At 52.6% G+C, this 22,293-nt stretch carries 23 protein-coding genes; 1 reads left to right on the forward strand and 22 read right to left on the reverse strand.

Going from position 1 to position 22,293, the window contains the following annotated elements:
- From ACI1P1_RS23580 to ACI1P1_RS23615, 8 genes are all read right to left on the reverse strand, one after another.
- A complete protein-coding gene (locus ACI1P1_RS23580; RefSeq protein ID WP_416218907.1) occupies window positions 1-1,047 on the reverse strand; it encodes an ABC transporter substrate-binding protein in 1,047 nt (348 codons plus the stop codon).
- Window positions 1,048-1,603: 556 nt separating this feature from the next.
- Window positions 1,604-2,446, reverse strand: a complete 843-nt coding sequence (locus ACI1P1_RS23585; RefSeq protein WP_416218908.1) for an MBL fold metallo-hydrolase — start codon at window positions 2,444-2,446, stop codon at window positions 1,604-1,606.
- Between the two features lie 57 nt (window positions 2,447-2,503).
- The gene (locus tag ACI1P1_RS23590) at window positions 2,504-3,403 is read right to left on the reverse strand and encodes a metal ABC transporter permease (protein WP_416218909.1); all 900 of its coding nucleotides are present in this window, start codon (window positions 3,401-3,403) and stop codon (window positions 2,504-2,506) included.
- Complete coding sequence (locus ACI1P1_RS23595) at window positions 3,400-4,320, reverse strand: metal ABC transporter permease (RefSeq protein ID WP_416218910.1); 921 nt, start codon at window positions 4,318-4,320, stop codon at window positions 3,400-3,402. The genes ACI1P1_RS23590 and ACI1P1_RS23595 overlap by 4 nt, the downstream gene beginning before the upstream one ends.
- Window positions 4,317-5,051, reverse strand: a complete 735-nt coding sequence (locus ACI1P1_RS23600) for a metal ABC transporter ATP-binding protein (RefSeq protein ID WP_416218933.1) — start codon at window positions 5,049-5,051, stop codon at window positions 4,317-4,319. Before ACI1P1_RS23600 ends, ACI1P1_RS23595 begins: the two co-directional genes overlap by 4 nt.
- Before the next feature lie 5 nt (window positions 5,052-5,056).
- Window positions 5,057-6,019 carry a metal ABC transporter solute-binding protein, Zn/Mn family gene (locus tag ACI1P1_RS23605; RefSeq protein WP_416218911.1) on the reverse strand — a complete coding sequence of 321 codons (963 nt, stop codon included), beginning with the start codon at window positions 6,017-6,019 and terminating at the stop codon, window positions 5,057-5,059.
- Between the two features lie 207 nt (window positions 6,020-6,226).
- Window positions 6,227-6,622, reverse strand: coding sequence for a VOC family protein (locus ACI1P1_RS23610; protein WP_416218912.1), 396 nt, complete (start codon window positions 6,620-6,622; stop codon window positions 6,227-6,229).
- A 56-nt stretch (window positions 6,623-6,678) separates the two neighbouring features.
- Complete coding sequence (locus ACI1P1_RS23615; RefSeq protein WP_416218913.1) at window positions 6,679-7,182, reverse strand: hypothetical protein; 504 nt, start codon at window positions 7,180-7,182, stop codon at window positions 6,679-6,681.
- A 299-nt stretch (window positions 7,183-7,481) separates the two neighbouring features.
- Between ACI1P1_RS23615 and ACI1P1_RS23620 the strand changes: the two genes are divergently transcribed.
- On the forward strand, window positions 7,482-7,940 hold the full coding sequence (locus ACI1P1_RS23620) for a hypothetical protein (protein ID WP_416218914.1): 459 nt from the start codon (window positions 7,482-7,484) through the stop codon (window positions 7,938-7,940).
- Window positions 7,941-7,957: 17 nt separating this feature from the next.
- On the opposite strand, the gene ACI1P1_RS23625 is transcribed toward ACI1P1_RS23620, so the two are convergent.
- The 14 genes from ACI1P1_RS23625 to ACI1P1_RS23690 form a co-directional block, all read right to left on the reverse strand.
- A complete protein-coding gene (locus tag ACI1P1_RS23625; protein WP_416218915.1) occupies window positions 7,958-8,386 on the reverse strand; it encodes a GNAT family N-acetyltransferase in 429 nt (142 codons plus the stop codon).
- A 27-nt stretch (window positions 8,387-8,413) separates the two neighbouring features.
- Window positions 8,414-8,749, reverse strand: a complete 336-nt coding sequence (locus ACI1P1_RS23630) for a DUF3024 domain-containing protein (protein ID WP_416218916.1) — start codon at window positions 8,747-8,749, stop codon at window positions 8,414-8,416.
- A gap of 47 nt (window positions 8,750-8,796) precedes the next feature.
- Window positions 8,797-9,285 (reverse strand): NUDIX hydrolase, encoded by a 489-nt coding sequence (locus tag ACI1P1_RS23635; RefSeq protein WP_416218917.1) that lies wholly within the window; start codon window positions 9,283-9,285, stop codon window positions 8,797-8,799.
- Window positions 9,286-9,398: 113 nt separating this feature from the next.
- The gene (locus ACI1P1_RS23640) at window positions 9,399-9,605 is read right to left on the reverse strand and encodes a hypothetical protein (protein ID WP_416218918.1); all 207 of its coding nucleotides are present in this window, start codon (window positions 9,603-9,605) and stop codon (window positions 9,399-9,401) included.
- 79 nt (window positions 9,606-9,684) lie between these two features.
- Window positions 9,685-10,053 carry a DNA-binding protein gene (locus ACI1P1_RS23645; RefSeq protein ID WP_416218919.1) on the reverse strand — a complete coding sequence of 123 codons (369 nt, stop codon included), beginning with the start codon at window positions 10,051-10,053 and terminating at the stop codon, window positions 9,685-9,687.
- A 406-nt stretch (window positions 10,054-10,459) separates the two neighbouring features.
- Window positions 10,460-11,446 (reverse strand): nucleoside hydrolase, encoded by a 987-nt coding sequence (locus ACI1P1_RS23650; protein ID WP_416218920.1) that lies wholly within the window; start codon window positions 11,444-11,446, stop codon window positions 10,460-10,462.
- 71 nt (window positions 11,447-11,517) lie between these two features.
- Window positions 11,518-13,401, reverse strand: a complete 1,884-nt coding sequence (locus ACI1P1_RS23655; protein ID WP_416218921.1) for a hypothetical protein — start codon at window positions 13,399-13,401, stop codon at window positions 11,518-11,520.
- 83 nt (window positions 13,402-13,484) lie between these two features.
- Entirely contained in the window at window positions 13,485-14,321 is an 837-nt protein-coding gene (locus tag ACI1P1_RS23660; protein WP_416218922.1) for a carbohydrate ABC transporter permease, read from the reverse strand.
- Window positions 14,322-14,340: 19 nt separating this feature from the next.
- Window positions 14,341-15,225 carry a carbohydrate ABC transporter permease gene (locus ACI1P1_RS23665; protein ID WP_416218923.1) on the reverse strand — a complete coding sequence of 295 codons (885 nt, stop codon included), beginning with the start codon at window positions 15,223-15,225 and terminating at the stop codon, window positions 14,341-14,343.
- A gap of 21 nt (window positions 15,226-15,246) precedes the next feature.
- On the reverse strand, window positions 15,247-16,590 hold the full coding sequence (locus ACI1P1_RS23670) for an ABC transporter substrate-binding protein (RefSeq protein ID WP_416218924.1): 1,344 nt from the start codon (window positions 16,588-16,590) through the stop codon (window positions 15,247-15,249).
- An 85-nt stretch (window positions 16,591-16,675) separates the two neighbouring features.
- Window positions 16,676-18,181, reverse strand: a complete 1,506-nt coding sequence (locus tag ACI1P1_RS23675) for a response regulator transcription factor (RefSeq protein ID WP_416218925.1) — start codon at window positions 18,179-18,181, stop codon at window positions 16,676-16,678.
- On the reverse strand, window positions 18,159-19,979 hold the full coding sequence (locus tag ACI1P1_RS23680; protein ID WP_416218926.1) for a cache domain-containing sensor histidine kinase: 1,821 nt from the start codon (window positions 19,977-19,979) through the stop codon (window positions 18,159-18,161). The genes ACI1P1_RS23675 and ACI1P1_RS23680 overlap by 23 nt, the downstream gene beginning before the upstream one ends.
- 309 nt (window positions 19,980-20,288) lie before the next feature.
- Window positions 20,289-20,474 (reverse strand): hypothetical protein, encoded by a 186-nt coding sequence (locus tag ACI1P1_RS23685; RefSeq protein ID WP_416218927.1) that lies wholly within the window; start codon window positions 20,472-20,474, stop codon window positions 20,289-20,291.
- Between the two features lie 33 nt (window positions 20,475-20,507).
- Entirely contained in the window at window positions 20,508-22,085 is a 1,578-nt protein-coding gene (locus ACI1P1_RS23690; protein ID WP_416218928.1) for an FAD-dependent oxidoreductase, read from the reverse strand.
- Window positions 22,086-22,293 lie beyond the last annotated feature (208 nt).

Genomic DNA, 22,293 nt, shown 5'->3' on the forward strand with positions numbered 1-22,293 from the left:
TTATTGTACCTTCCCCGCGGTTTGCGGCTGGCCGTAGGCTTCGGGATACACAAACTGTCCCAGATACGTCATGGATTCATCATATTTCAACCCTGGATTGGTCAGGAATAGCTCGGAGGGCATGACGATCACCTTTTTCTCCTGAACAGCCTTTAGGGAGGACCAGGCCGGATTGCTTTCCATTTCGGTTTTGATCTTCTTCTCGCCTGCCTCTTTGCTGCCATGGATAATAAGGAAGATATAATCCGGATTTTTCTCGATAAGCTTTTCCAGGCTGTAAGGCAGCGTACTGGCATCCGGCTTGTCAGTAGGCAGCTCCTCCGCCACGTTCACCAGGTTCATCTTTTTGGCAATCTCCAGTCCTGCCATATCGTTCCGTTGGATGGAGACCACACCAGGAGTCACATTCAAATTTACAAAGGTAGGGGTTTTCGCCGGACGCTTCTTCAGCACCTGCTCCACCCGGCTGTCCAGCCCGGCAAGTGCCTTTTGCGCCTCCGTCTCCTTCCCGGTAATCCGGCCCAACAGTTCCGTTTTGGCATGGACCTCCTCCAGGGAGCCCAGCTTGAGGAACGCAACAGGAATGCCGCTTGCAGTCAAGGTCTGCTCCATATCCTTATGGAACACAGGCTGCCCGATAACCAAATCCGGCTTCAATGCCAGCACCTGCTCCAGACTGACCTGGCGCATCTGACCTACGGCAGGCACGTTCTCTGCTCCTTTGGGCGGAACTATACCGGCCGCTTCAGCCCGTCCCGCTGCAGTACCGCCGATGGCGTACATGAGCTCCAGCATTTCCGGCGAAAGCACCACAATCCGTTCCGGCCTCCGCTCCAGGACCACCGTACGCTTCAGATCATCCGTCAAGGTAAACTTGCCTCCAGCTTGGAGAGATGCCGGTTGGGCGGAAGCCGCAGGTGAGATCTTGCCTGTTGCTGTTACCTCCGGCTGCGCTCCGCTTTGTGCATCCTGCTGCGCCGCACACCCGGCCAGCATCATACCGGCCACGAAACCGATGGATAGAACTCTAACCCGATTTTTCTTCATACTGCTTTGCCTCCGGTCTTTTCTCTTATTTCGTAAATATTACTATTATAATTCTCTTATAACTGTAAATATTACTATTAAATTTGTCAACATGAAATTAACATCACTCTTCTTCCCCACATGATCCATTCAGCCAAACCCCTATCCTGCAAAAATGCAGTTATTTTTGAACAAACCTCTTCTTTTAGACAGTCATCTTGCAAAAATGCATCTATTTTTCGCTGACACGGCCAATCGTGTGGAATCTGCTGGAATTAAGTGCACTTTTGCATTTAACCCCTCCGCCTACCCGGCTCCCCCGGAAAATAAATGCACTTTTGCATTTGGCTACCGCTCGGGTACATGCCCTTAGCCGCTGCATGTGATGCTCGGAGCATTCGTCGGCTCAACGAAAAAAATCTAACAAATCCATATCGCGCTATTCGCCTCGTTTGAACGCTTTCGGGGCGTTCCGGACAAATAGCGATCCTACAGATTCATTAGATATTCGAAGCCTTCACAACAGCTTATTATCGCTACCTCTACTCATTCCCGCATCTCGCCGTTAAAAAGATTCTTACACATATTTTCCGCTGGCCGGTACGGCAATTTCATCGAAACTTCCGGTCAACGCTTCAAGGCCCTCCTCCAGCTCCGCACCTGTCATAGGCAATCCGTGTCCGGTTAACGCAGCCTCAGGATGAAGCGCCTGCAGTTTGGCAACCGAGGAGCGGGCACTCTCCCAATCCGGCGTAAAATATTTGGGCGGTCCGCTGATTTCCTTCTCTTGTGTAAACACCTTGTAGACGGACTCCTGCTTCACTGTAACAAACGCATCCCCGGCGACCAGAACACGGTCCCGGTCCCGGAACAGGGAAATATGCCCCGGCGTATGGCCCGGTGTATGAATCCAGCGCCAATCCGGCAGAACGGGAATGGAGCCGTCCGGCGGCAGCGCGTGTACGTGTTGGCCCAGTTGAATGGGAGCGCTGGGGAAAAACATGGACATTTTGGCCACAAGGCCCCCATCCACGGTAGGGTCCGGTGCATCGTAAGCCAACTTGCCGGTCAGATAAGGCAGCTCTGATTCATGGGCGTACACCGGAACCCTCCACTGCTCCACCAGCTCAATTACCGCGCCAACATGGTCAAAATGTCCGTGAGTCAAGACAATCCCTTCCGGACGGCTGTTTTCGCCGAACCGCTCGGCAACGGCATCAAGAATCGCCTGGGCGGAATGTGGCATGCCCGCATCCACCAACACCCACCCCTTTTGCCCCGGTTGACCGATCATGGCTATGTTGACGATTTGAACGGTATACCCATATACATCCGGCCTGATCACATGACCATTGCCGCTTTCAAGCGAGGTTACGGGAAGATAATGATAATCCTCCCCATACGACATTTCCTCCGGCATCTACGCCACCTCTTCGCCTTCTAAGTTGGTGGATAGTATTTCCAGCCGCCCTGCATGTTATTCCAAGGCACCCGGCTCTGCGGATTGTACCGCCATTGCCGGCTTAAGCCACTTAGATACCATGCCGTGTTTGGGGGACAGAAGGAAGCTGGCGAGAAACAGCAGTCCGGTGGCAAAGGCCATGGAGCCGGAGATGGAGGTGTCCAGCCACACCGCCAGATAATAGCCGGTTATGGCGGATACAACGCCGAAAGCACCACTTAACCCCATCATAACCGACAGCCGGTCCGTCCAGAGATAAGCCGCCGAGGCGGGGGTAATCAGCATCGCCACCACCAGGATGGCTCCCACGGCATCGAAGGACGCTACGGTAGTGACGGATACCAGTGACATGAATACATAATGCATCAGCATTACCGGCAAACCCAGACTGGCCGCCAGTGCAGGATCGAAGGAGGTCAGCTTCCACTCCTTGAAGAACAGGAAGATAACCGCCGCCACCACAACCAGCACAGCCGTCAGCAGCACCACCGCCTCCGGCAGTGCACCGATCACGGGAAGCTCCACCGTCTCCCAGGGGATAAAGGTGATTTCCCCCATCAAGGCATGTTTCACATCCAAATGGGCGTTCCCCACCTTGGTGGCAATCAGCACCACTCCCAGCGCAAACATAGAGGTGAAGACGATGCCGATGGAGGCTTCCTGCTGGACGCCACGGGCATGGAACCATTGGACCAGCACCGCTGTCAGAAGACCCGCCGCCACCGAGCCGATCAGCATATGGAACCCGCTCAGCTCCCTGGTGAGGAGAAATGCCGCAACAATACCCAGCAATACCGTATGGCTGATGGCATCGGCCATCATGGCCATCCGGCGCAGGATCAGAAGTACCCCGATCATGCCGCAGGACAGCCCCACCAGAGAGGCGGTCAGAATAATCCAGCCGCTGTAGCTCATGATCCCACCCCCTCCTTCAGCTTACGCGGTTCGGCTGTTTCCATAGCCAGCTTCCTCTGCTGGGCCAGCCGTTCCAGGTACATCACCAGCAATCCCTTGCGCACACCGAAGAATAAGGAAACAACAAACAATCCCGTAGCAACCAGTACAATAAACGGACCTGTGGGCCAGCCCTTGCCCATGGTGCTGACCAAGGTGCCCAGCATACCTGCCCCTCCGCCCAAGGCTCCCGCCAGGATAAGCATTCCGCCGAAGGAGTGGGTCCAATAACGGGCACTTACCGGAGGAATGATCAGAAGCGCCGACATGAGGATGACCCCTACGGACTGGATGCCCAGTACAATGACCAGCACCAGAACGGCCATATACAGGCTGTTCATCACCCGCCCCGACAAGCCCAGCCCCTGCCCGAAGGCTCCATCGAACAAAAACAGCTTCCATTCCTTAAAGCCCACGGCGGCCACCAGAATGACCACCAACGCCAAACCCGTCATGGTCCAAACATCCTGTCTGACCATAGACGCCGCCTGACCGAAGATAAAGCTGTCCAGCCCGCTTTGGTTGCCGCTTGCCGTCCGGCTGGCGAAGGTCAGCAGCATGATCCCCAGCCCGAAGAATACGGACAGCACAATCCCCATAGCCGCATCCTCCTTCACCCGGGAGTTGGAGCGAATCCAATGGATGAGGGCAGCTCCCAGCAGCGCACTTGCAGCCGCACCACCGATCATTGCGGGGAGACTTTTGGCGCCAACCGCCATAAACCCGGCAACCACCCCCGGCAATGCTGCATGGGACAAGGCGTCACTCATCAGGCTTTGCCGCTTCCAATAGGCGAAGCAGCCGATAACCCCTGCGGCTATGCCCAGAATCAAGGTGCTGAGCAGCACCCATTGTGCGTTATGCGACAGCTGTATCATCCTGATTTCTCCCCCATCCAGCGCAGCACGCCGCCATAGGTTTTGAAGATGTTCTCCTTGGTAAACACCTCTTCCGTCGGACCATGAGCCATTACCCTCCGGTTCAGCAGCAGCAGATGGTCGAAATAATCCTCCACCGTCTGCAGATCATGGTGGACTACCAGGACGGTTTTCCCCTTTTCCTTCAGCGTCTTCAGGGTCTGCATAATGGCCCGCTCCGTAGCTGCATCCACACCTGCCAACGGCTCATCCAGAAAGTACAGCTCCGCCTCCTGGGCCAGTGCTCTGGCCAAAAACACCCGCTGCTGCTGTCCGCCTGACAGCTGGCTGATCTGGCGTTTGGCGTAATCCGCCATGCCCATTTCGTCCAAGGCCTGCATGGCCTTCTCCTTATGCTGCTGTTTGGGCCACTTCAGCCAGCCGATCTGGCCGTACAGCCCCATCAACACCACATCCAGAGCATCCGTGGGAAAATCCCAATCCACCGACCCACGCTGGGGAACATAACCGATCCGGGCTTTTACCTGATTATACCCGGAGCCAAAAAAGGACACCTCACCTGCCAGCCGGGGATGGAGATTAAGCATCACCTTCAGCAGTGTGGACTTTCCCGCCCCATTCGGCCCCACGATTCCCGTCATCGTACCGGGCCGCACCTGAAAATCCACTCCATCCAGCACCTTGTTGCGGTGATAGGATGCGCTTAAGCTTTTGACACTGAGTACAGGCAGCATGGTTATTCCCCCTTCCCGCTTAGCGCCTTGTAGATGGTCTCCACATTGTGGCGGTACATGCCGGTATAAGTGCCTTCTTTGCTTCCCGCAGCGCCCATGGCATCGGAGAACAGTTCTCCACCTTGCTTCACGTCCAGTCCCTTCTTCTTAGCCCCTTCAATCACCGCCTGGATGGAAGCGGGGTTAATGCTGCTTTCCACAAACACGGCCGGCACCTTATGATCCGTCAGCAGCTTCACCGTATCCTCAATATCCGTCAGCCCCACTTCATCCTCCGTGCTCAGGCCTTGAAGCCCAATAACCTCCAGACCCTGCATCCGGCCGAAGTAGCCAAAGGCATCGTGGGCGGTAATCAGCACCCGCTTCTCCTTGGGGATTTCACCTAACTTCTTTACGGATTCCGCCTTCAAGGCATCCAGCTCGGCAAAATAGTTGACCTTGTTGGCTTCGAAATAATCCGCATGTTCTGCGGCATGCTCCTTCAGCTTCTCTGTCGCTGCCCCGAGGCTTTGCTTCCACAGCTCAATGTCGAACCAGATATGCGGGTCGGTGTTACCTTCCTCATCCTTTAATAACCGGTCCTTGGACAAGGTTTCCCCAATCCCCAGGGTCGGTTTTTTCTTGCCCATTTCGTCGAAAACCCGGACCATATTGGCCTCCAGATGAAGTCCGCTGTAAAAAATCATATCGCTGTTCTCCAGCTTGCCGATGTCGCCTTGTGTAGCGTTGTACAGATGGGGATCGACGCCTGGTCCCATCAGACTCTGCACACTGACCTTATCCCCGCCGATTACAGACAGAGGCTCCGCTATTTGGGCGATGGTGGTGACGATCCGGATTTTTCCGTTTTCCGCGCCAATCTGTGAGCCGTTGCCGGTGTCCCCGCAGGCTGTCATCACGGCCATTGCAGCTGCCAACGCCACTGCACCCATCCATACACGCCACTTGCCCAGTCTGATTCCCATTCTTTAATCCTCCTATTTTCGTAAAGTTAATATTGTTTCCCATAGGCAAAATATATTCTTTCATACAACATAATTTCTCCGGGGTTGTTTTGTCAAGCGAAATGATAAACATTATCATTTATTTTTGTAAACGCAAAAAAGCCCCTTACCTCCACATTCGGGTGGTAAAGGGCGGGTTTATCCGGTTGGAACAAGCGGACCTCTAGCTTAGCTGCTTGTTGTATTCTTCTTTTCCATCACCGCAAAATAATTATCCTCCCGGTCGGCAAAATTGAACACACGTCCGAAGGGAAGAGTGACCAGATCTCCTACAGTGACCTGCTTGGCCTTAAAATCGGCATACAGCTGATCCAAATCCTCCGAGAAAAACATTAACGAGGGTGTACCCAGATTCATGTCCGGCGACATGCTAGCCACAAACGCTTTATCATGAAGAATAATGCTGGTTTCAGCATTCGGGGCCGGGGCAATTTCAATCCATCTCATGCCTTCGCCATTGTCCTCTTCGGCAACCACATGGAATCCGGCTTGCTCTGTCCAAAACTGCCGCGCCTCATCCTGATTATTTACATAGAGCATAATTTGTCCTATCCGTTGAATCATCCCGTGAACCCTGCCTTTCCCATACATGGATTATAGTATCTCCGGTGCTGGTCTGCCTATTCCTTGGACTCCTTTATCTCCAGAAAGCTGTCCTGATGGGCCAACACCCATGCATTCATCCGTTGGATGGTTTGTTCTGCGCAAGCCCTATAACGGGCATGCAGCTGTAAGAGGGTACCGGCCAGCTGCGGGTCCTGCTCCAGGTCAGAAGGACTGGCCGGATTATACCGTTCCGCGGCCTTGACCAGCACAGACTCCATTTCCTCCAGCAAACCGGCCAACTCACCGTCTTGAAAAAACAGCACAGCCCGGCATATTCCTCCCCATACATGCAGCTCGCGGATGTTGTAAGCCGCAAACCAATAAAACTCCGCAACGGTTTGGGTATGGTTATGGAAGGAGTAGAACAGGTATAACGCCTGCTGCCCTTCATTCAGCCGGTTATACATCTCCCGCTTGGACTCCAGGTCTTTGCCGCGGACAGCGGATAACATCGGCTGAACGCATAACCAGCTTAGCTCGGGACTTGCCAGCCCACTTGCAGTTATCGAAGCCTTCAATTGAAACCTCCTCTATTTTTGCCGGCGTAAATTGCAGAAATGTAGGTAAAATGTATCCCTTTGCATGAGGAATTCATTTAGATGCTATAAAAGCTGTTAAATTTCTATTAAGATCGGAGATAACAAGAGAATGATAGAGATTTTCCGATGATCTCCCAATTAACGAGATATTATATTACATTTTCGACTGAAAATACCCTAAATCGACTCAAAATCGCCCCATATCGCTTTTTACAATTAAATCGAATTTGGTTATGATTTTCATATTGTTCATTGGACTATCGAAGGAGGTACAGTGGTTGGAAAATGGGAAATTGACGGGAATAGAGCTCTTCGCTTTTCCTTCTCGGCCTTCATTTTTATATAAGCCGGTCCGTTCCGGATGCTGGTATGTACTGCTCAAGCTGACGTACCAGAACAAGGTGGGCTATGGCGGCTGCGAGGTCCCCGTAAGCGGCAAGGGGATTGATTTGATCAAGTGGGGAGCTTGTCTGAGAACCATCCGCTCCTGCGCTGTTGGGGAAATCCCGCAGGTCTTGCATCAAATGGGACAAGAATGGCCTGTCCATCAACTTACCCTCATGCAACATGCGGTTTACGATTTGGCGGAGGCCCACAGCCACCGTTCCAAAATCGCTGCCGGCGCCACGCGGCATGTAAACCTCCGGCTTCCTGGGGTGAGGAGCACCTCTCCCCGCCAGTCTTCCCGGGATTTAGTCGAAGAAGCGGCAGCCTATTATTCCATTTTGTGCCGGTAACCCCGGACCACATATGGTTACAAATACTTTTTGAAGCCTTTGCTGACCTGACCGTCATACCCCTCCCGTTCAAAAAACTGGTGGGCTCTGATTCGGGTAGCTTTACTTAGCAGCATAATCCGATGGCAATGGATGGAGTTGCAATATGTCTCCACGTGCCGGAATAGGGATTGGCCGATGCTTTTGCCGCGATGATCCTCGTGAACGATGACATTCTCGACAATGGCGTACGGCCTTTCTCCATGCAAGGCTTGCATACAGATATTAAGCGTTAAGCTGCCTAAGAGCTCACCGTCTTCTTCATAAACAAAGATAAAGTTCATCGGGTCGTTCCGGATTTTGCGGAGCTGCTCTTTTTGTACTTCCATTTTCTTGCTGTTAGGCACCAGCATTCGGTACAGCTTGCTTAACTGCTCCTCGTCCCTATCTTCAGCTTCCCGGATCATAGGCGCCAGGACCTCCATACCTTTGTTTTAAAGCCACATGTAGCTAAATTCAGGCTTTTCAATATTCATCAGCTGCCGCTTAAAATCCTCAATCGGTTCCAAATCCTCAACCAAGTGCCACCGGTTTCTGCTATCCTGCCAGTAGACCTTCCATTTATTGTCTGCTAGTCTGAACTGGCAGATCGGCAGCTCCACCCGTTCACCCGGCAGGTACGCCGGAGTTTCCTGGACCAGCGTAATGTTGTTTCCCCGGAAGGTATATAGAATTTTGTAGTCTGCCTTGAAATCATCCGGAATCTTCGCCTCAATATAGGCATCCAGAATTTTTCCAATGCGCCTCTTGGTAAAATCATCGAACCCCATGGCTACCTCCCCTTACGTATGCAATGCGTGCTGGTATTGTTCAAGGTTTAGACCATATGCTGCAGCTTGACCTCAAACTGCGGTTTGGTCACATACTCCATATACTCCACCTTACCGGTAAAATTCAGATACGTTTTATACTTTTCTATTAAATCAGGAACCGTGAGATGCTCTAACACTTCTGCTTTTGGGACCCACTGACATTCCGTGGTTTCATCCGATTCGCGGAACTCTCCACCCACATAACGGCACGTAAATCCAATCAGAACTTTAGGCGGAATCTGGCCAAACCCATTATAGCCCGGATAGGTGCAAGTATTGGATGCGACACTGAACAGCTGGTGTACGGCAATGTCCATGCTGCTTTCTTCTTTGGCCTCCCGGACCAAAGCATCGATCAAGTTTTCCCCCAGCTCCACCTGCCCGCCCGGAAACATCCAAACGTTTCGGTTACGCGACTTTAAAAGCAAAATCTCCCCCTGATCATTTTCCACAACTCCATAAACAGCCACAATATGCGTGGGAAACTGCCTCATATGGATGCACCTCTTTGTATGGGGACTTGGAGCAAATTAATCCCCAGTATTTGAATGGGTTATATCTTCCTATAATATCATCTTACTGGGAGAAAAACATGTTTTCGAGCATTCTACTCATTCTTATGCTCATTCCATTCTCTTTCCAGCTCTTCTTCAATCACTTCATTCGGCAGATTAAAATCATCGGTTTCCACGATATTCAGCTTTTCCTTTATTTTTTGAAGATCATCGGCTATTTGTCTGTTCTGTTGGTAGAGCTTTAAGACCATGACCAGGGTTGCGGCCAGCAGTACAATTCCTCCAACGGGTGCCAGCACAATGGAAAGTATCCGCTACAATGGCAATCGCTAGGATTGTCCCAAGAACATTCATTTCCTTTCCCTCCCCAGTTAGGCACTACAATTTCAAGTCATATTCCTTTTTGAGCGAAACTGCTTGATGTACCCATTCCTTTAATTCCTCTGTTCCGACGTAAATCTCGCCATCGATCCGGATGACCGGGAACATCATTCCTTCGTAGGAGCTTGTGGCTTTTAACACCTGTTCTTCGGAAGAGATAATGGTTCTGACCTGTTTTTCCGTCAAATTCAAATATTGCGCCGTTTCCGCAATGTTCATTAATGGCTTATTTACAATGGGCATATTCACATTTGAAACCGGAACGGCATCCGGGCCGTTGACACCTGCTACGATGAAGCTGCTGATTACGATGGACAAACCAATTATAGTCGAGCTTAAAATGGAACTACTGTTGAATTGTTTCACGCTTTCCTCCTCATATGAAAAAAGAGAGAACCAATTTCTCTCTCCGTTTGAAATGACAATATAACCATCTTATACCATTTGGACAGGATTTTGAATGATTTCTTTTGTGCAAAATGGAAACTTAACCGGTTTCAAAAAGTGACCGCGATTGTAACGGAACTGAAAGACCGTTAAACACCGAAATCGGCGCGATTTCAAATATAACGGAACTGTGCGACCCTTAGAAGCTGTTTTTACTGGGAAACACCATCTTATTACCGTCTAAGAGCTTCTCAGTTCCGTTACAAATTTTCCATACGCATTTTCGAGCGCTAAGAGTCTCTGAGTTCCGTTAGAAAACACCAGCCCCCCATAACAGGTCAGCTGGTGTTATCAAAGCTTCATTCACACACGTTCCTCCAACTAACTAACTCCCGCCCGCACCTCCACCTCCAACACCACCTCGATCTCCACCGCCTCCTTCGCCCTCATTGCCCCCTCCACGCGCCAGCTTCCGGAATAAATCCCCGAATACGGGGTTGCGGTAGATGTGGTAAATATACCGGATCGGATGCCGGGTAGGGTCCTTGATCCAGCGGGCGTCATCGGATATACGGGGGCTGGGCACCAGATGGCTGAAGGTCCATTCAGGATTCACCAGCCAGGCAATTGTGGACATATCCCAGATGATCCGGGTATAGGCGAAATGGTCGTCACTGGAGCTGCGAAAGGTTTCGAAGAGGTACTCCCCCACGGGACCCGTGGGCAGCACATAATCCCGCACCTCAGACAGGGAGGTATGAAGATGGGAGACCACCCCGCCGCAGGGCAGCAAAATCACCGGAGCTCCGCAGTCGAACACCACACGCGATGCCACGATGTCCTGGCTCAGATTAAACTCCCGGGTATGGGGCCAGGCGAAGGAATGCCCGCCCAGCCAGACAATCACGATGCGTTCCGCAATGGCGGGTTCCATCAGAATGGCCGAGGCTACATTCGTTATACAACCGATGGCCACCACATACAGCGGATCCGCCGGATCACAGGCCATAGCCCGTTCAACCAAATTACGTGCGGCATCACCTTCAACAAAGCCCCCATCTTGAGGCAAATATGCAGCAGACCCCCGGTATACCGGAACATCCTCCCTGCTCATCAGCTTGAGAATTTTCAATATCTCCAAGTAGCTTTTTTCCATGCCGTCCGCTGGTCCGGTAGAGTTTTTGTTATAAAAAGGGGCAGCATACAATGCCTCCACCTCAACACTGTCCGGTGATAACAGCGCATACACCAAAGCAAACTGGTCGTCGATTTCATTAAAGGTGTCCGTATCCAGCACCATCCGGACTTTCCGTCCGGGATGCCTCAGCATCCGCACCAGCCGCTCTTCATTAATTTCAGGGTAAAGGGACATACCGCATAACCTCCGTCATAAATGAAGGAGCCGGAACGATGGACGTTGCCATATCCGGCTCCCTTCAACATTTATTTGGTTACTCTTACATCGTCTACGCTCATGGTCATATTGGACGCCGTGCTATTGGTAATAAACTGGATTTTGTCCAAGCTGCCCACTGCAGAATGGAAGGCTCCGCCTGACTGCAGGAGCACACCGTCCATATAAATATCGGCCTGACCAATAGACGGATCTGCCACAATCTTAATGTTATGCCAGGCGTTAGCTGTGTAGCTCTTCAGGGTAAGATATGATCCGCTGTTGCTTACCTGCAGCTTGCCGCTATTAGTACGCAGGCGTATTGCCTCCGTTGCCCCTCCATACACCCGCACATAAAGATTGCTCTGGTTGCCGAATTTAATCTTGAATTCGGTTGTAACAGCCGTGGCAGTAGGCGCAAATGAGGCCGACGCGGAGACTACTGTGGATGTGCTGGTATCGTAAAGCCGCAGGCTTTTATCCGTGGAGCCGGGGTCAGCTGCAACGCTCACTGTTCCTCCTGCATTGTTGAAGGTCCATCCCGGAGGAATCTGTTCTCCTTCCACACTGTCGAAGTTCTCGTTCACCAGTGTTACTGGCTCTCCAGTCGGAGGTAAGGTATCCACAGCGATAATCGGCCACTTGCCGGTATAATCCGTATTACGCTGGGCTAAATTCACGGCGCCGATGATAGCCTGGATATTTTGCCGGTTCTCAATAAAATTGGCGTAGACGGGAAAATCCGCATTGGAGGGAGCCAGGGGAATTGCCAGATTGTACTGCTCACTCCACGTGCTCCCCAGGTTGGCCGTTGCTGTACTGACCAGCTGGGTATAATCATTGCTCAGGTACAGCACCTCGAAATCGTCCGGCCCCGTCTTCGCCAAATCCCGGTAATTCCGCGTCCCGGTCTGAAGGGTCGAATAGCTCCAGACGCCTGATACCAGCTTGCCGAACCGCACAGTCTGTCCGCCTGCATTCTCCTGCTCACCGAAGGCCACAACAACTGTGCCATCGTCAGCAACGGCAACATCCGCCTGCTGCACCGGATGGCGCGTTCCGTAATCGGAGCTGCTTGTAACCGGCAGCGCATCATAGACAAGGCAATCCGCCAGCTCTGCGTTATCCACTTTCGCGCCCAGATTCGTCCCCGAAGCGCTGTACATATTCCCGTCCGCCGTATTCAGATAGGCCACATACAGGTGGCGCGAGCTGTGATTATGCCCTCCGGGACCGCCCGCCATGGACCAGGTCATATAGATTTTATCTCCATGGATGTAGACGCCATTGGAATACACTTCGTTGAACTTGTCTGCCGTTTTGCCGCTGTCGATAATGGAGACCGGAGTTGACCAGGTGGCGCCGCTGTCCGTGGATTTGGTCATCCGGTAGGTGCGATAGGGATAGCTTTGGTTGTCGTTTTTGGAATACAGCAGGTACACCGTATTCCCCACCACTGCGGGCATAGGATATGCCGTTTTATCCGCGTTAATCTGTGTTTTGGTCCAAACCCCGTCCATGGAATGGGCATTGGGAGCTTTTAACAGGTAAGCAGCAGACGAGTGGTTAAAGATCAAAATGCCCAGCTTGCCATCGGGAAGCATTACCATGGTGCCATAGTCATGATAAGCGTAGGTGCTGCTGTCATTCCAATCTGCAACCTTGACCGCCGGCTCCCACGAGGACGTCGAATGGTTGTACGCCTTCACATACACATCCATCTGCGGACCGCTGTAGTTAATAAAGGTTTTGTTGGAGACACTGTCGTACAACCCGGCTCCGAAGCTGCGGCGGGCATGGTACGCGCCGTTCCCTTCAATTTGGGACAGACTCACCGCCGCAGCGTATCCTGCATTTCCGGCCATCAATATTATAACCAGCATACATACAGTCAGCCTGCGCCACTGCGCAACCTTCAACCAATTTTTCATCATCCATCCCAGCCTCCCGAAATGCTCTTCAGCAGGCGGCTCTCCTAAGGCATGTTTGCATACATGCCCCAGCTCCTCTGTCTCTGTTACCCCTTAACAGCAGTACCGGCGACACCCTGGATAATATACTTCTGCCCGGCGAAGAACACGATCAGCATGGGAATAATGGCGGCGGATGCAGCGGCCATCATCCCGTTGTAGTCGATGCTATTTTCCTGGATGAAATTCTGCAGCCCCAGCGGAATGGTATACAGGTCTTTATCAATCAGAAACACCAGCGCATTCTCGTAATCATTCCAATGCCACGAGAAATCAATGATGGAGAATGTAGCCAGCACCGGCTTGGAGAGAGGCAAGATCAGCCGGGCAAAGATACGGAAGTGCCCTGCCCCGTCCATCATGGCCGACTCGGAAATTTCCATCGGGATTTTCAAAAAAAACTGTCGCATCATAAACACTCCGAAAATCGAGAATAAGCCGGGCAGAATCAGCGCCAAGTGGGTGTTATAGATGCCGGCCCAATCGAACATCAGGAACTTGGGAACGAACAAAATCTGCGGCGGGACCATCATCATGGACAAGTACAAGAGAAAGCTGGCATCCCGCCCCTTAAACTCAATCCGGGAAAACCCGTAAGCCGCCAGAGCGGACATCAGGACTGCCCCTACCGTAGAGATGAAGGCTACCTTCACCGAATTCAGGTAAAAAGGTAAAAATCCGCCATTGGCTGTCCATACCCTCACATGATGGTCGAAGATGAAGGTTTCCGGAATCCACCGGATAGGAAAATCGAAGACCTCCGACGGGCTTTTAAACGATGTGCTGATGGCCCAGACAAAGGGAAGCACCATGAGCAGGCCGCAGAAGAGCAGGATACCGGTCAGGAACAGCTTAAGCAGCAGGCGTAAACGGAAATGTTTCATGTAGACTGTTCTCCCTCCCTTAATAATGAACCCATTTCTTCTGCACATGCCATTGCAGCATCGTAATGGACATCACAATCATAAACAGTACCCAGGATATGGCGGAGGCATAGCCCATCTCGTAGTAGCTGAAGGCAGTTTTATAGACGAACAGCGACAGTATGGTGGTGCTGTTGCCCGGCCCCCCTCCCGTGACGGCCTCAATGATTCCGAAGGTTTTGACCGTCGAAATGAAGCCTGTAATCATCAGCAGGAGTGTCGTAGGACTGACAAGGGGAAGAATAATCCGGAGAATGGTCTGCCATGGTTTGGCACCGTCCATTTTGGCCGCCTCCAAAAGCTCGGAGGGAATATCCTGCAGCGCCGCCAAGTAGATGATCATGAAGAAGCCGATAAGGTGCCAGCTCCAAATAATATCAATGGCATACATGGACGAGGTGGTGGTAGACAGCCAACCGGGCGGATTATCAATACCGATAGCCCGAAGAATTTCATTGATAGGTCCCATGCGTGGCTGGAACAGGACCATCCAGACAAAGGCTACCGCCACACCGCTGGTGATGTAGGGCAGGAAATACATGGCACGGAGTACACTTTTCAGAAACACACTCCGGTTTAACAGGATGGCAATCAGGAAAGCAAGCACCAGAGATACGGGAACAGAAGCCAGGAAGAGCACGGTGTTTTTCAGGGAAATAAAGAATAATTCATCATTAAACAGATGCTTGAAATTATCCAAGCCGATAAATTTCGGCGTTTTGCCGCTGGCAAATTTCCAATCCGAGAACATCAGCACAAAGGAGAATACAGTGGGAAACAGGAAGAAAATCAGAATGCCCAGCATGTTCGGCGCAATAAACAGGTAACCCGTCATTCTTTGGCGTTTAGACCAGTTCCACTTCACAGGGCTTCACTCCGCCTCCGTCTATTTTTTCTGTTGGATGAACGTATTGTGCCGATCGATGAGTGTGGCTGTGCTTTTCTCCAGGGTATTGGCATTCAGCAGGTACTTCTCCATCTCCTCCTGCCGCATATCCATCACCGGCTGTTCGATTTTCCGGGTGAAGTAGGGAATATTGCCGAACAGCACCCTTTTCAGCGACTCATGATCGTACAGATTCTCAACCCCCTTCAACAGAAGCGAAATCACCTTATCCAAATTCACATCCTTGGATACCGGAATCCTTCCGCCGGGAACCATGTACAGGATGCCCTCATCCGTATACCACTTCAGGAATTTCCAGGCCTCCTCCTTGTGGGCGGATGCGCTGTTAATGGAAACGATGTCGCCAAGTCCACCCTCTGAAAGCAGTGACTTCTGGAAGGAATAACGAGGTATAGGCGCAAATGCAACCTTAAAGGTGCGCGGATTGGCCTGAATGTTATTGGCATTCCGGAAGATCCACGTGCCTGCGTTGAACATGGCGCCTTCACCCTTCAGGAACATGGTGTCCACGGGCATTTTGGTGGCAAGCTGCTCACCCAGGAGAGGTGTTGTTTTGTCGGTATGCATCATACCATGCAGCAGCTCCATTCCATACTTGGCATTAGCCGAGCCGAAGTTGGACTTGCCGTTCACCACATGTCCTTCCTCATGGAAAACCCTGTCTACCGGGTTGAAGATAGAGGCATTCCACTGCAGCAGTCCCCAGCGGCCCTTCTTGTTCAGCTTCTTGGCATAATCACGCGCTTCCTCCCACGTCCAGTCGTAGGGAATGGGCAGGTTCGCTTCCTTGAAGGCATCCATATTCAGCCACATGAAGCTGACGCCCTTGGTAGTGGGCAGGCCGTAGAATTTGCCGTTAATCATGAACTCCTTCGCCCCGTCCCCAACCTTCTCCAGAATGTTGAAATCGGTGAATTGGCTCAGGTCTAGGGTGCTACCGGAGCTTTGGCGCTGCTCCATTCTGGCGAAGCTGTAATTGACGAATATGTCTACCCCCTGCCCTGTCATCACGGCCGTATCCAGCTTCAGGTTACCCGCATCATCATTCACGAACCGTACGTATTCCACCTGGATATCCGGATTGGCCTTATTCCAGGTATCTACTACCTCCTGCGGCCCGGATTCAGGGGGCACACCTCCCCAAAATTTGAGCTTAACCGGTGCTTTGGCCCCGCCCGGTGTGCCAGATGCTGCCGTTGTCGCCGCAGTTGTTGCTCCCGGCGAGGCCTGGTCTCCGCTATTGCCTGTGCCGCTGGAGCAAGCGGTTGCCAGAAGCGCTGCCGTCATGATGCCTGCCAGGATGCCATACAATTTCTTTTTCATGGGTGACCTCCCTATGTTCATGATGAACCTGCTTCCACTATAGCACCGGTCCGGCAGCGCTTACAGGAACAGAACGGAGTATGGTTTAGAACAAATCTGGATTGTTTGCTGCAGCCTTTCTCTTGTAAGCCCCCGGGGATTCTCCCGTGTAACGCTTGAAGATCTTGCAGAAATAATTATCGTTGAAAAAACCCACCCGCTCGGCGACCTCACTTACGGTCAGATCCGTCTTGGCCAAGAAGGCCTTGGCGTGTTCAATCCTCAGCTTCTGGACGTAATGAATCATGCTGGTTCCGGTTTTCTTCTTGAACAGCTTGGTCAGATAATTCTCGTCAATGTTCATCATGGCCGCGACATCCTTTACAGCAATATCCTTATAATATTGTGTCTTGATAAAATCGATGATCCGGTTGATGGTGGAATGATCCGTGTAACCGTCATCCCTGTTCACCCAGTCATCCAGGCACTTCTTCATCCGGGTGAGCACCGCCTGGCAGAGGACTTCATGGGAGGATGCTTCCACAAGCTCGGGCAAGGGCGGCACCTTCTGCTCCGCTACCCGGTAGAACTGGACACCCAGCCGCAGCGCCATCTCCTTCACCAGCGGAAGCGGCGCCCGCTCCCTGGCGGCGAGGGCGAACAATGCTTCCACATCCTGACGGCACAAGGCTTCATTGCGCAGCTCAAAATGCAAAGCCGCCTCCTTTTCCAGCATCCAAAAGGAGGGTTTGGAATAAGCCGCTCCATGCGCTAGCGAGGCAGCGGTTAGGGAATAGGGCTTGGCTGAATCTGTACGGCTGATGCCGTACCAGGCTCCGGCCAGGGCCTGCAGTGCCGCCCTCCAGCCCTCTGCAAGCCGTTCCATGGAAACGTCCGCCATATAAGAACAGGGTGCCCCTATGGGGAGGGGCTCAGGCTTCCACCGGCCCTCTTCCCGTCGGTGCCAGCAAAAATACGTGGTGATGCCCAGTGTGCTAAAGCGGTGCAAACGCGAGCGGGCAACCTTACGGAAAAGGCGGGCCCATGTTTCGTCCAGTTGTCCGTGAAAATCATCATGTCCCTCCAGCACCGCCAGAATCATACAGTCCCATCCATGGAACCGGGACAAAGGCCCGCCGGTCTGCCCGGGAGGGACATCGCTGCTGTCTCCGTAAAGGGAGGACCATAACTGTGCGTACCAGGGCTGCAGCCGGAGCCGGCGCTGCTCTTCCTGCTGCCGCAATTCCTTGTTAAGCTTTACCAGCATCTCCTGCATGGTCTCTTCGCTCAGGGACAGCTTCAGCATATAACCGGATGCGCCGTATTCCAGCGCCTGCTTCACATAGTCGAACTCATTCATACAGGTCAGCATGACGAAGCGCGCCTCTGCATGCTGCTCCCGGGCCTGACGCAAAAGCTCCACTCCGTCCATATACGGCATGATGATGTCCGTAATGACCAGGTCCGGCTGATGCTGGCACACCAACTCCAGGGCATCTGCCCCGTTATCCGCCTCTCCCACTATGCGGAAGCCCTGTTCCTCCCAGGGGATCAGCTCCTTCAACGCCTCCCGGACGTAGCTTTCGTCCTCAACCAAAATAACCGTCCACATGAGCCTCTCCTCCTTCCGCTTGATACGGGACAGACAGCAGCAGCGGAAAAACCACCACAACCAAAGTACCTTTGCCGGTCCGTCCCGTCCGGATTTCCACCATACTTTCCTTTTTGAACAGCAGATTCAGCCTTTCCTTCAGATTTTCCAATGCTATGCCGTGCCCCCTAGACTCCGGTCTGCCGGAGGCAGCCGCTTGCTCCATTCCCACACCGTTGTCCTCCACCTCCACCCGCAGCTTCGCCGCCTCCCGGGCCAGCCGTATCCAAATTTCGCCCCGCTCCCCTTTTTGCGAGAAACCATGCTGAATGCAATTTTCCACCAGAGGCTGCAGGAAAAATTTCGGAACAAGCGTATGCAGCATCACATCATCAAATTCATAATGCACGTCAAAACGGTTGTCATAGCGGAGCTTCTGAATGTACACATAGCTTTTCAGCAATTCGATTTCCTTGTAAAAATGAATCAGATCCACATCTATCCGCATGCTCATCTCCAGCATTTTTCCCAGAGCCAGGGTGATCTGCTTGATGGTTTCGTTTTTTTCCCGGATGGCGATCCATTTCACCGTGTTCAGGGAGTTAAAGAGAAAGTGGGGATTCATCTGAGACAGCAGGATCTGGAAGCGCATAGCCTCCTTCTGCCGCTCCTCTGCCTTCATGAGGCGCACCATCTCATTCATGTCCGTAATCATCTGGTTGAAGGATTGGGTTACCGCCAGCATCTCCCCCTGAAACCTGTGCTCAGGCACATGCACCTTCAGGTTCCTGCGCACTACCTCCGCCATCCGGGATTGCATGAACAAAAGTGGATTGGTGATGGTTTTGGAAACAATGTACATAAGGAGGAGGAAAAGCGCCGCCAGCACAAAAAAGATCAGCAAAAACCGCTTGCTCAAGCCGTTCAGCTCACGGAACAGCGTATCGTAAGAGACTTGGTTGACCAGATACCATTGAAGCTGCGGGACATAGCTGTACATAATGATGGATGAGGTGGGATCGTCGATGAAAAAACCGGAGGCTTCAGATGAAAAGCCGGTGCGCTCCATCCAGGAGGACTGCAGGATAGAGCGGTCATTGCCGTATTTGGAAAGCAGCTTCCCCTGTTCATCCAGGATGTACAGGAGCTGGTCCGGAGAGGAGTCATGGTACATGGCATCGAAACGGCTGTTGTAATCCAGACTGATGCGGATATAGCCGTACGGAGCACCCAGCCGGTCACGCAGCTGTGTGTAAAGGGTTAGCAGATAGGGACTGTCCGACTCATCCGGGTGAATGTAATTCTCCCCCCGGTTATCCCAATGGTAAAAGGGCTTGCCCGGACTGGAGAACAGACGCTTCGTTTGCTCCACTAAGGCCTTGTAATCAAGTGCCTCCTTCGGACGGAAGGAAGCGTATACATTTCCGAAGTTATCGGTGATGGTGTAGAACACGCGGGGAGAGGTGAGAAAGATACTGTTGTTGATGGACTTCATTTTCGCTTCGATTTCCTTGCGCCGCTCCAGCTCGTGATAGCTTGCGGGTGTGCTCAGAATGGCGGCCACATCCGGGTCCTGCTCCAGCAGAATCACCGTTTTGGAGGCTGTCCCCATAAAATCCTCCAGATTGCCGTTCATTTTTTTCAGCTCTTCCCCGCTGCCGCTGATAATGCGCTCCTGCATCATTTGTTTGATTTCCTGGGAGAAGTACATGTACAACAGGGCAAACGGCAGCAAAATAAACAGCAAAAAGGTAAGGAACAGCTTATTGCGCAAGGTTTTTGGCCACCAGCCCCAAACTCGCTTCTTCCAGGTAAACATAGGGCGCCCCCCGTTTTTTGGTCTCAATAGGTTCGTAGCTCCATTATATATCACAAACCGGCTACCGGGAGAAGCAGAAAAGCCTCCAGCCGCTTCTGCAGCCGGAGGTGGGTTTAGGCCGTGTCTTTATAGGGATGGTGAAGGCTCTCTAGGGGTTCCCCAGACATGGGTCAGGCCAGTAACGGACATCAGCGCCCTTATTCGGCCGCTAAACAAAGGTTTGAAATTGTAACGGACTCCAATGCACTTATTGGACAACTTTGCCACTATTCAGACGACTTTATGCCCGAATAAGGTCTTTCCGGTCCGTTAGTCGCGCCTTCCCTCGCTTTTCCCGCAAATAGGGTCTCTCCAGTCCGTTGCCAGCCGAGCTGGCTGGAGCTCCGGTAAGAGGAACAAACTCAGACAAGCGCCGAAATCATTGGGTGTCTTCTTCACCTTGAAGCGGATTTCCACCGCATGGCGGGCTGCCTCGATAGAGCGCAGGGCTTCCACCGGAAATCTCTCCCGGTAAAAATCCCCGTTTCATCATATCCCTTCGTCTCCGTAGCAGCGGATTTCATAAACGGCCGCCGATGGGTCCCCGTTGGTAGCCTGTATCACAAGCCGCAGCCTAGCCGTACGGACAGCTTCAGGCAATTTATGCCGGCAGTGCCGCTGGTAATTGCCGCGGATAGACAGTACCTCCTGCCAGCCGTTTTCTCCCAAGGCTTCGATGGTATAGTCCCTGGGGCATTGCGGGTCACGGTAAAAGGGCGCATACGCATGGTATTCCCGGATCAGATGCCCCGGAAAGGTCAGCTCCACTGTGCAGATGGCCTGCTCCTCGGTCCAGCTCAGCTCAAGCCATTGGGCCAACGGCTGTGCCGGATCGGAGCGCCACAGGTTGGTGCTGCGATGAGGACGGGTCACGCCGGAGAGAACGTTAGCGGCTCCGCACACAGGCTGCGGCGGCTCCACCTTGAAGCTTAAAGTCACACCGTTGTCATAACGCCTCATTTTGCCGAGACCAATTTCAAAGGCAGCCATATGTCCTGGCTCCAGAGAACCCGCTTTATGCCAGGAGACATGATCATTCGCCCATAGGTCCAGACGGACATAGCCATTCTCCGGCAGCCCGCTCTCAGCGGTCAAACCAACCGGCCAATCTACCCATATGTTCACCCCGGGAGGAATGGACAAGGCGGTTTCCGCCAGAGGCGCGCCAGGGTCGGTGCGGTAATCCCAGATGTGGTCCACTGGTAGAAGCACTGCCTGTACGGTCTGCGTCTGATTCGATTCATTGCTCAGGCAGACAGCCAGCTTATCGATTCTGCCTCCGCTTGTGGCGATCCATTGCCCCCGCCGGTGTGTCAGACGGTCATGAGTCGTCTGATGATTCTGGTCCCGCCACACAGCCAAACCCTCATGGAAACCCCGGGATTCCGTTCCGGCGCCAACTGTTTGCGCTTCGCTGCTGGCGGTGACGGCTGCCTGCCGGGCCAGGTCAGCCGGGTCCTCGTTGTGGGCGTTGGGCAGGAAGCAGCCGTCGCGCAGCAGGGTTTGCTGAACCTGACACACCGTTTCAGCCGGAAGCTGCGAAACGCGGATGCCTTGGCGCTGGGCGGCCGCTGCCGCCACTCCGGCTGCCTGGCCCATCAGGGCCGTCGTGGACATCACCCGTACGGTTCCTAGAGCAGCATGGGTCACACTCACGTTCCGACCGGCCATCATCAGATTGTCCATGTCCTTGGCGATCATAATCCGCAGTGGAATGCCATACGGGCCGCAATAGCTTTTGACCGCATATTCGCTGGTCTGGGAATAGCCTTCCTTACTGGCCCGCTCGCTGTGTTTGGCCAGAAGACCGCCCGGCGTATGCAGATCAAGAAACCAGCCGCCGAAGGCAATCTCATCCTCGAACACGGTGAGATTGGCCGGATCATGCTCTGTCATCAGATATTGGCCCATGATTCTGCGGCTTTCCCGTTTACCCGGCACCTGCCCGATCCATTCCAAAGCATAGTTAGCCGCTTTTTCCTTCAGCTTCGGATCCTTGTTCTTGATCCAGTCCCAAACCCCCAGGGTATGGCGGGTCAGCCACTGGCGATGCACTAAACTTAACATGGCTAGGTGGATGCCTAGAGATAGGGATAAACATGCTTTTGTTGAAAATATTTACATGTTCTTCTCTGCTCTTCATCAAAAAAGAGAATAGGCAACTAAACATGGCGGCATTTTCCTTTTTTTTGGCTATGTGGTTGTTACTTCACGATGATTTTTTTGAGTACCTGTGCTTCCTTTGGCGGCCTGTCCACTACTTGTCGTCCTCTCG

The sequence above is a fragment of the Paenibacillus mesotrionivorans genome (assembly GCF_046098205.1).
GTDB classification, from domain to species: Bacteria; Bacillota; Bacilli; order Paenibacillales; family NBRC-103111; genus Paenibacillus_AR; species Paenibacillus_AR mesotrionivorans.

Bases quoted from the DNA above. Each gene is read 5' to 3' on its own strand.
- ACI1P1_RS23580 (WP_416218907.1), bottom strand. From the start codon at position 1,047: ATGAAGAAAAATCGGGTTAGAGTTCTATCCATCGGTTTCGTGGCCGGT.
- ACI1P1_RS23585 (WP_416218908.1), bottom strand. From the start codon at position 2,446: ATGCCGGAGGAAATGTCGTATGGGGAGGATTATCATTATCTTCCCGTA.
- ACI1P1_RS23590 (WP_416218909.1), bottom strand. From the start codon at position 3,403: ATGAGCTACAGCGGCTGGATTATTCTGACCGCCTCTCTGGTGGGGCTG.
- ACI1P1_RS23595 (WP_416218910.1), bottom strand. From the start codon at position 4,320: ATGATACAGCTGTCGCATAACGCACAATGGGTGCTGCTCAGCACCTTG.
- ACI1P1_RS23605 (WP_416218911.1), bottom strand. From the start codon at position 6,019: ATGGGAATCAGACTGGGCAAGTGGCGTGTATGGATGGGTGCAGTGGCG.
- ACI1P1_RS23610 (WP_416218912.1), bottom strand. From the start codon at position 6,622: ATGATTCAACGGATAGGACAAATTATGCTCTATGTAAATAATCAGGAT.
- ACI1P1_RS23625 (WP_416218915.1), bottom strand. From the start codon at position 8,386: ATGATCCGGGAAGCTGAAGATAGGGACGAGGAGCAGTTAAGCAAGCTG.
- ACI1P1_RS23630 (WP_416218916.1), bottom strand. From the start codon at position 8,749: ATGGGGTTCGATGATTTTACCAAGAGGCGCATTGGAAAAATTCTGGAT.
- ACI1P1_RS23635 (WP_416218917.1), bottom strand. From the start codon at position 9,285: ATGAGGCAGTTTCCCACGCATATTGTGGCTGTTTATGGAGTTGTGGAA.
- ACI1P1_RS23650 (WP_416218920.1), bottom strand. From the start codon at position 11,446: ATGTCCCTTTACCCTGAAATTAATGAAGAGCGGCTGGTGCGGATGCTG.
- ACI1P1_RS23655 (WP_416218921.1), bottom strand. From the start codon at position 13,401: ATGATGAAAAATTGGTTGAAGGTTGCGCAGTGGCGCAGGCTGACTGTA.
- ACI1P1_RS23660 (WP_416218922.1), bottom strand. From the start codon at position 14,321: ATGAAACATTTCCGTTTACGCCTGCTGCTTAAGCTGTTCCTGACCGGT.
- ACI1P1_RS23670 (WP_416218924.1), bottom strand. From the start codon at position 16,590: ATGAAAAAGAAATTGTATGGCATCCTGGCAGGCATCATGACGGCAGCG.
- ACI1P1_RS23675 (WP_416218925.1), bottom strand. From the start codon at position 18,181: ATGTGGACGGTTATTTTGGTTGAGGACGAAAGCTACGTCCGGGAGGCG.
- ACI1P1_RS23680 (WP_416218926.1), bottom strand. From the start codon at position 19,979: ATGTTTACCTGGAAGAAGCGAGTTTGGGGCTGGTGGCCAAAAACCTTG.
- ACI1P1_RS23690 (WP_416218928.1), bottom strand. From the start codon at position 22,085: ATGTTAAGTTTAGTGCATCGCCAGTGGCTGACCCGCCATACCCTGGGG.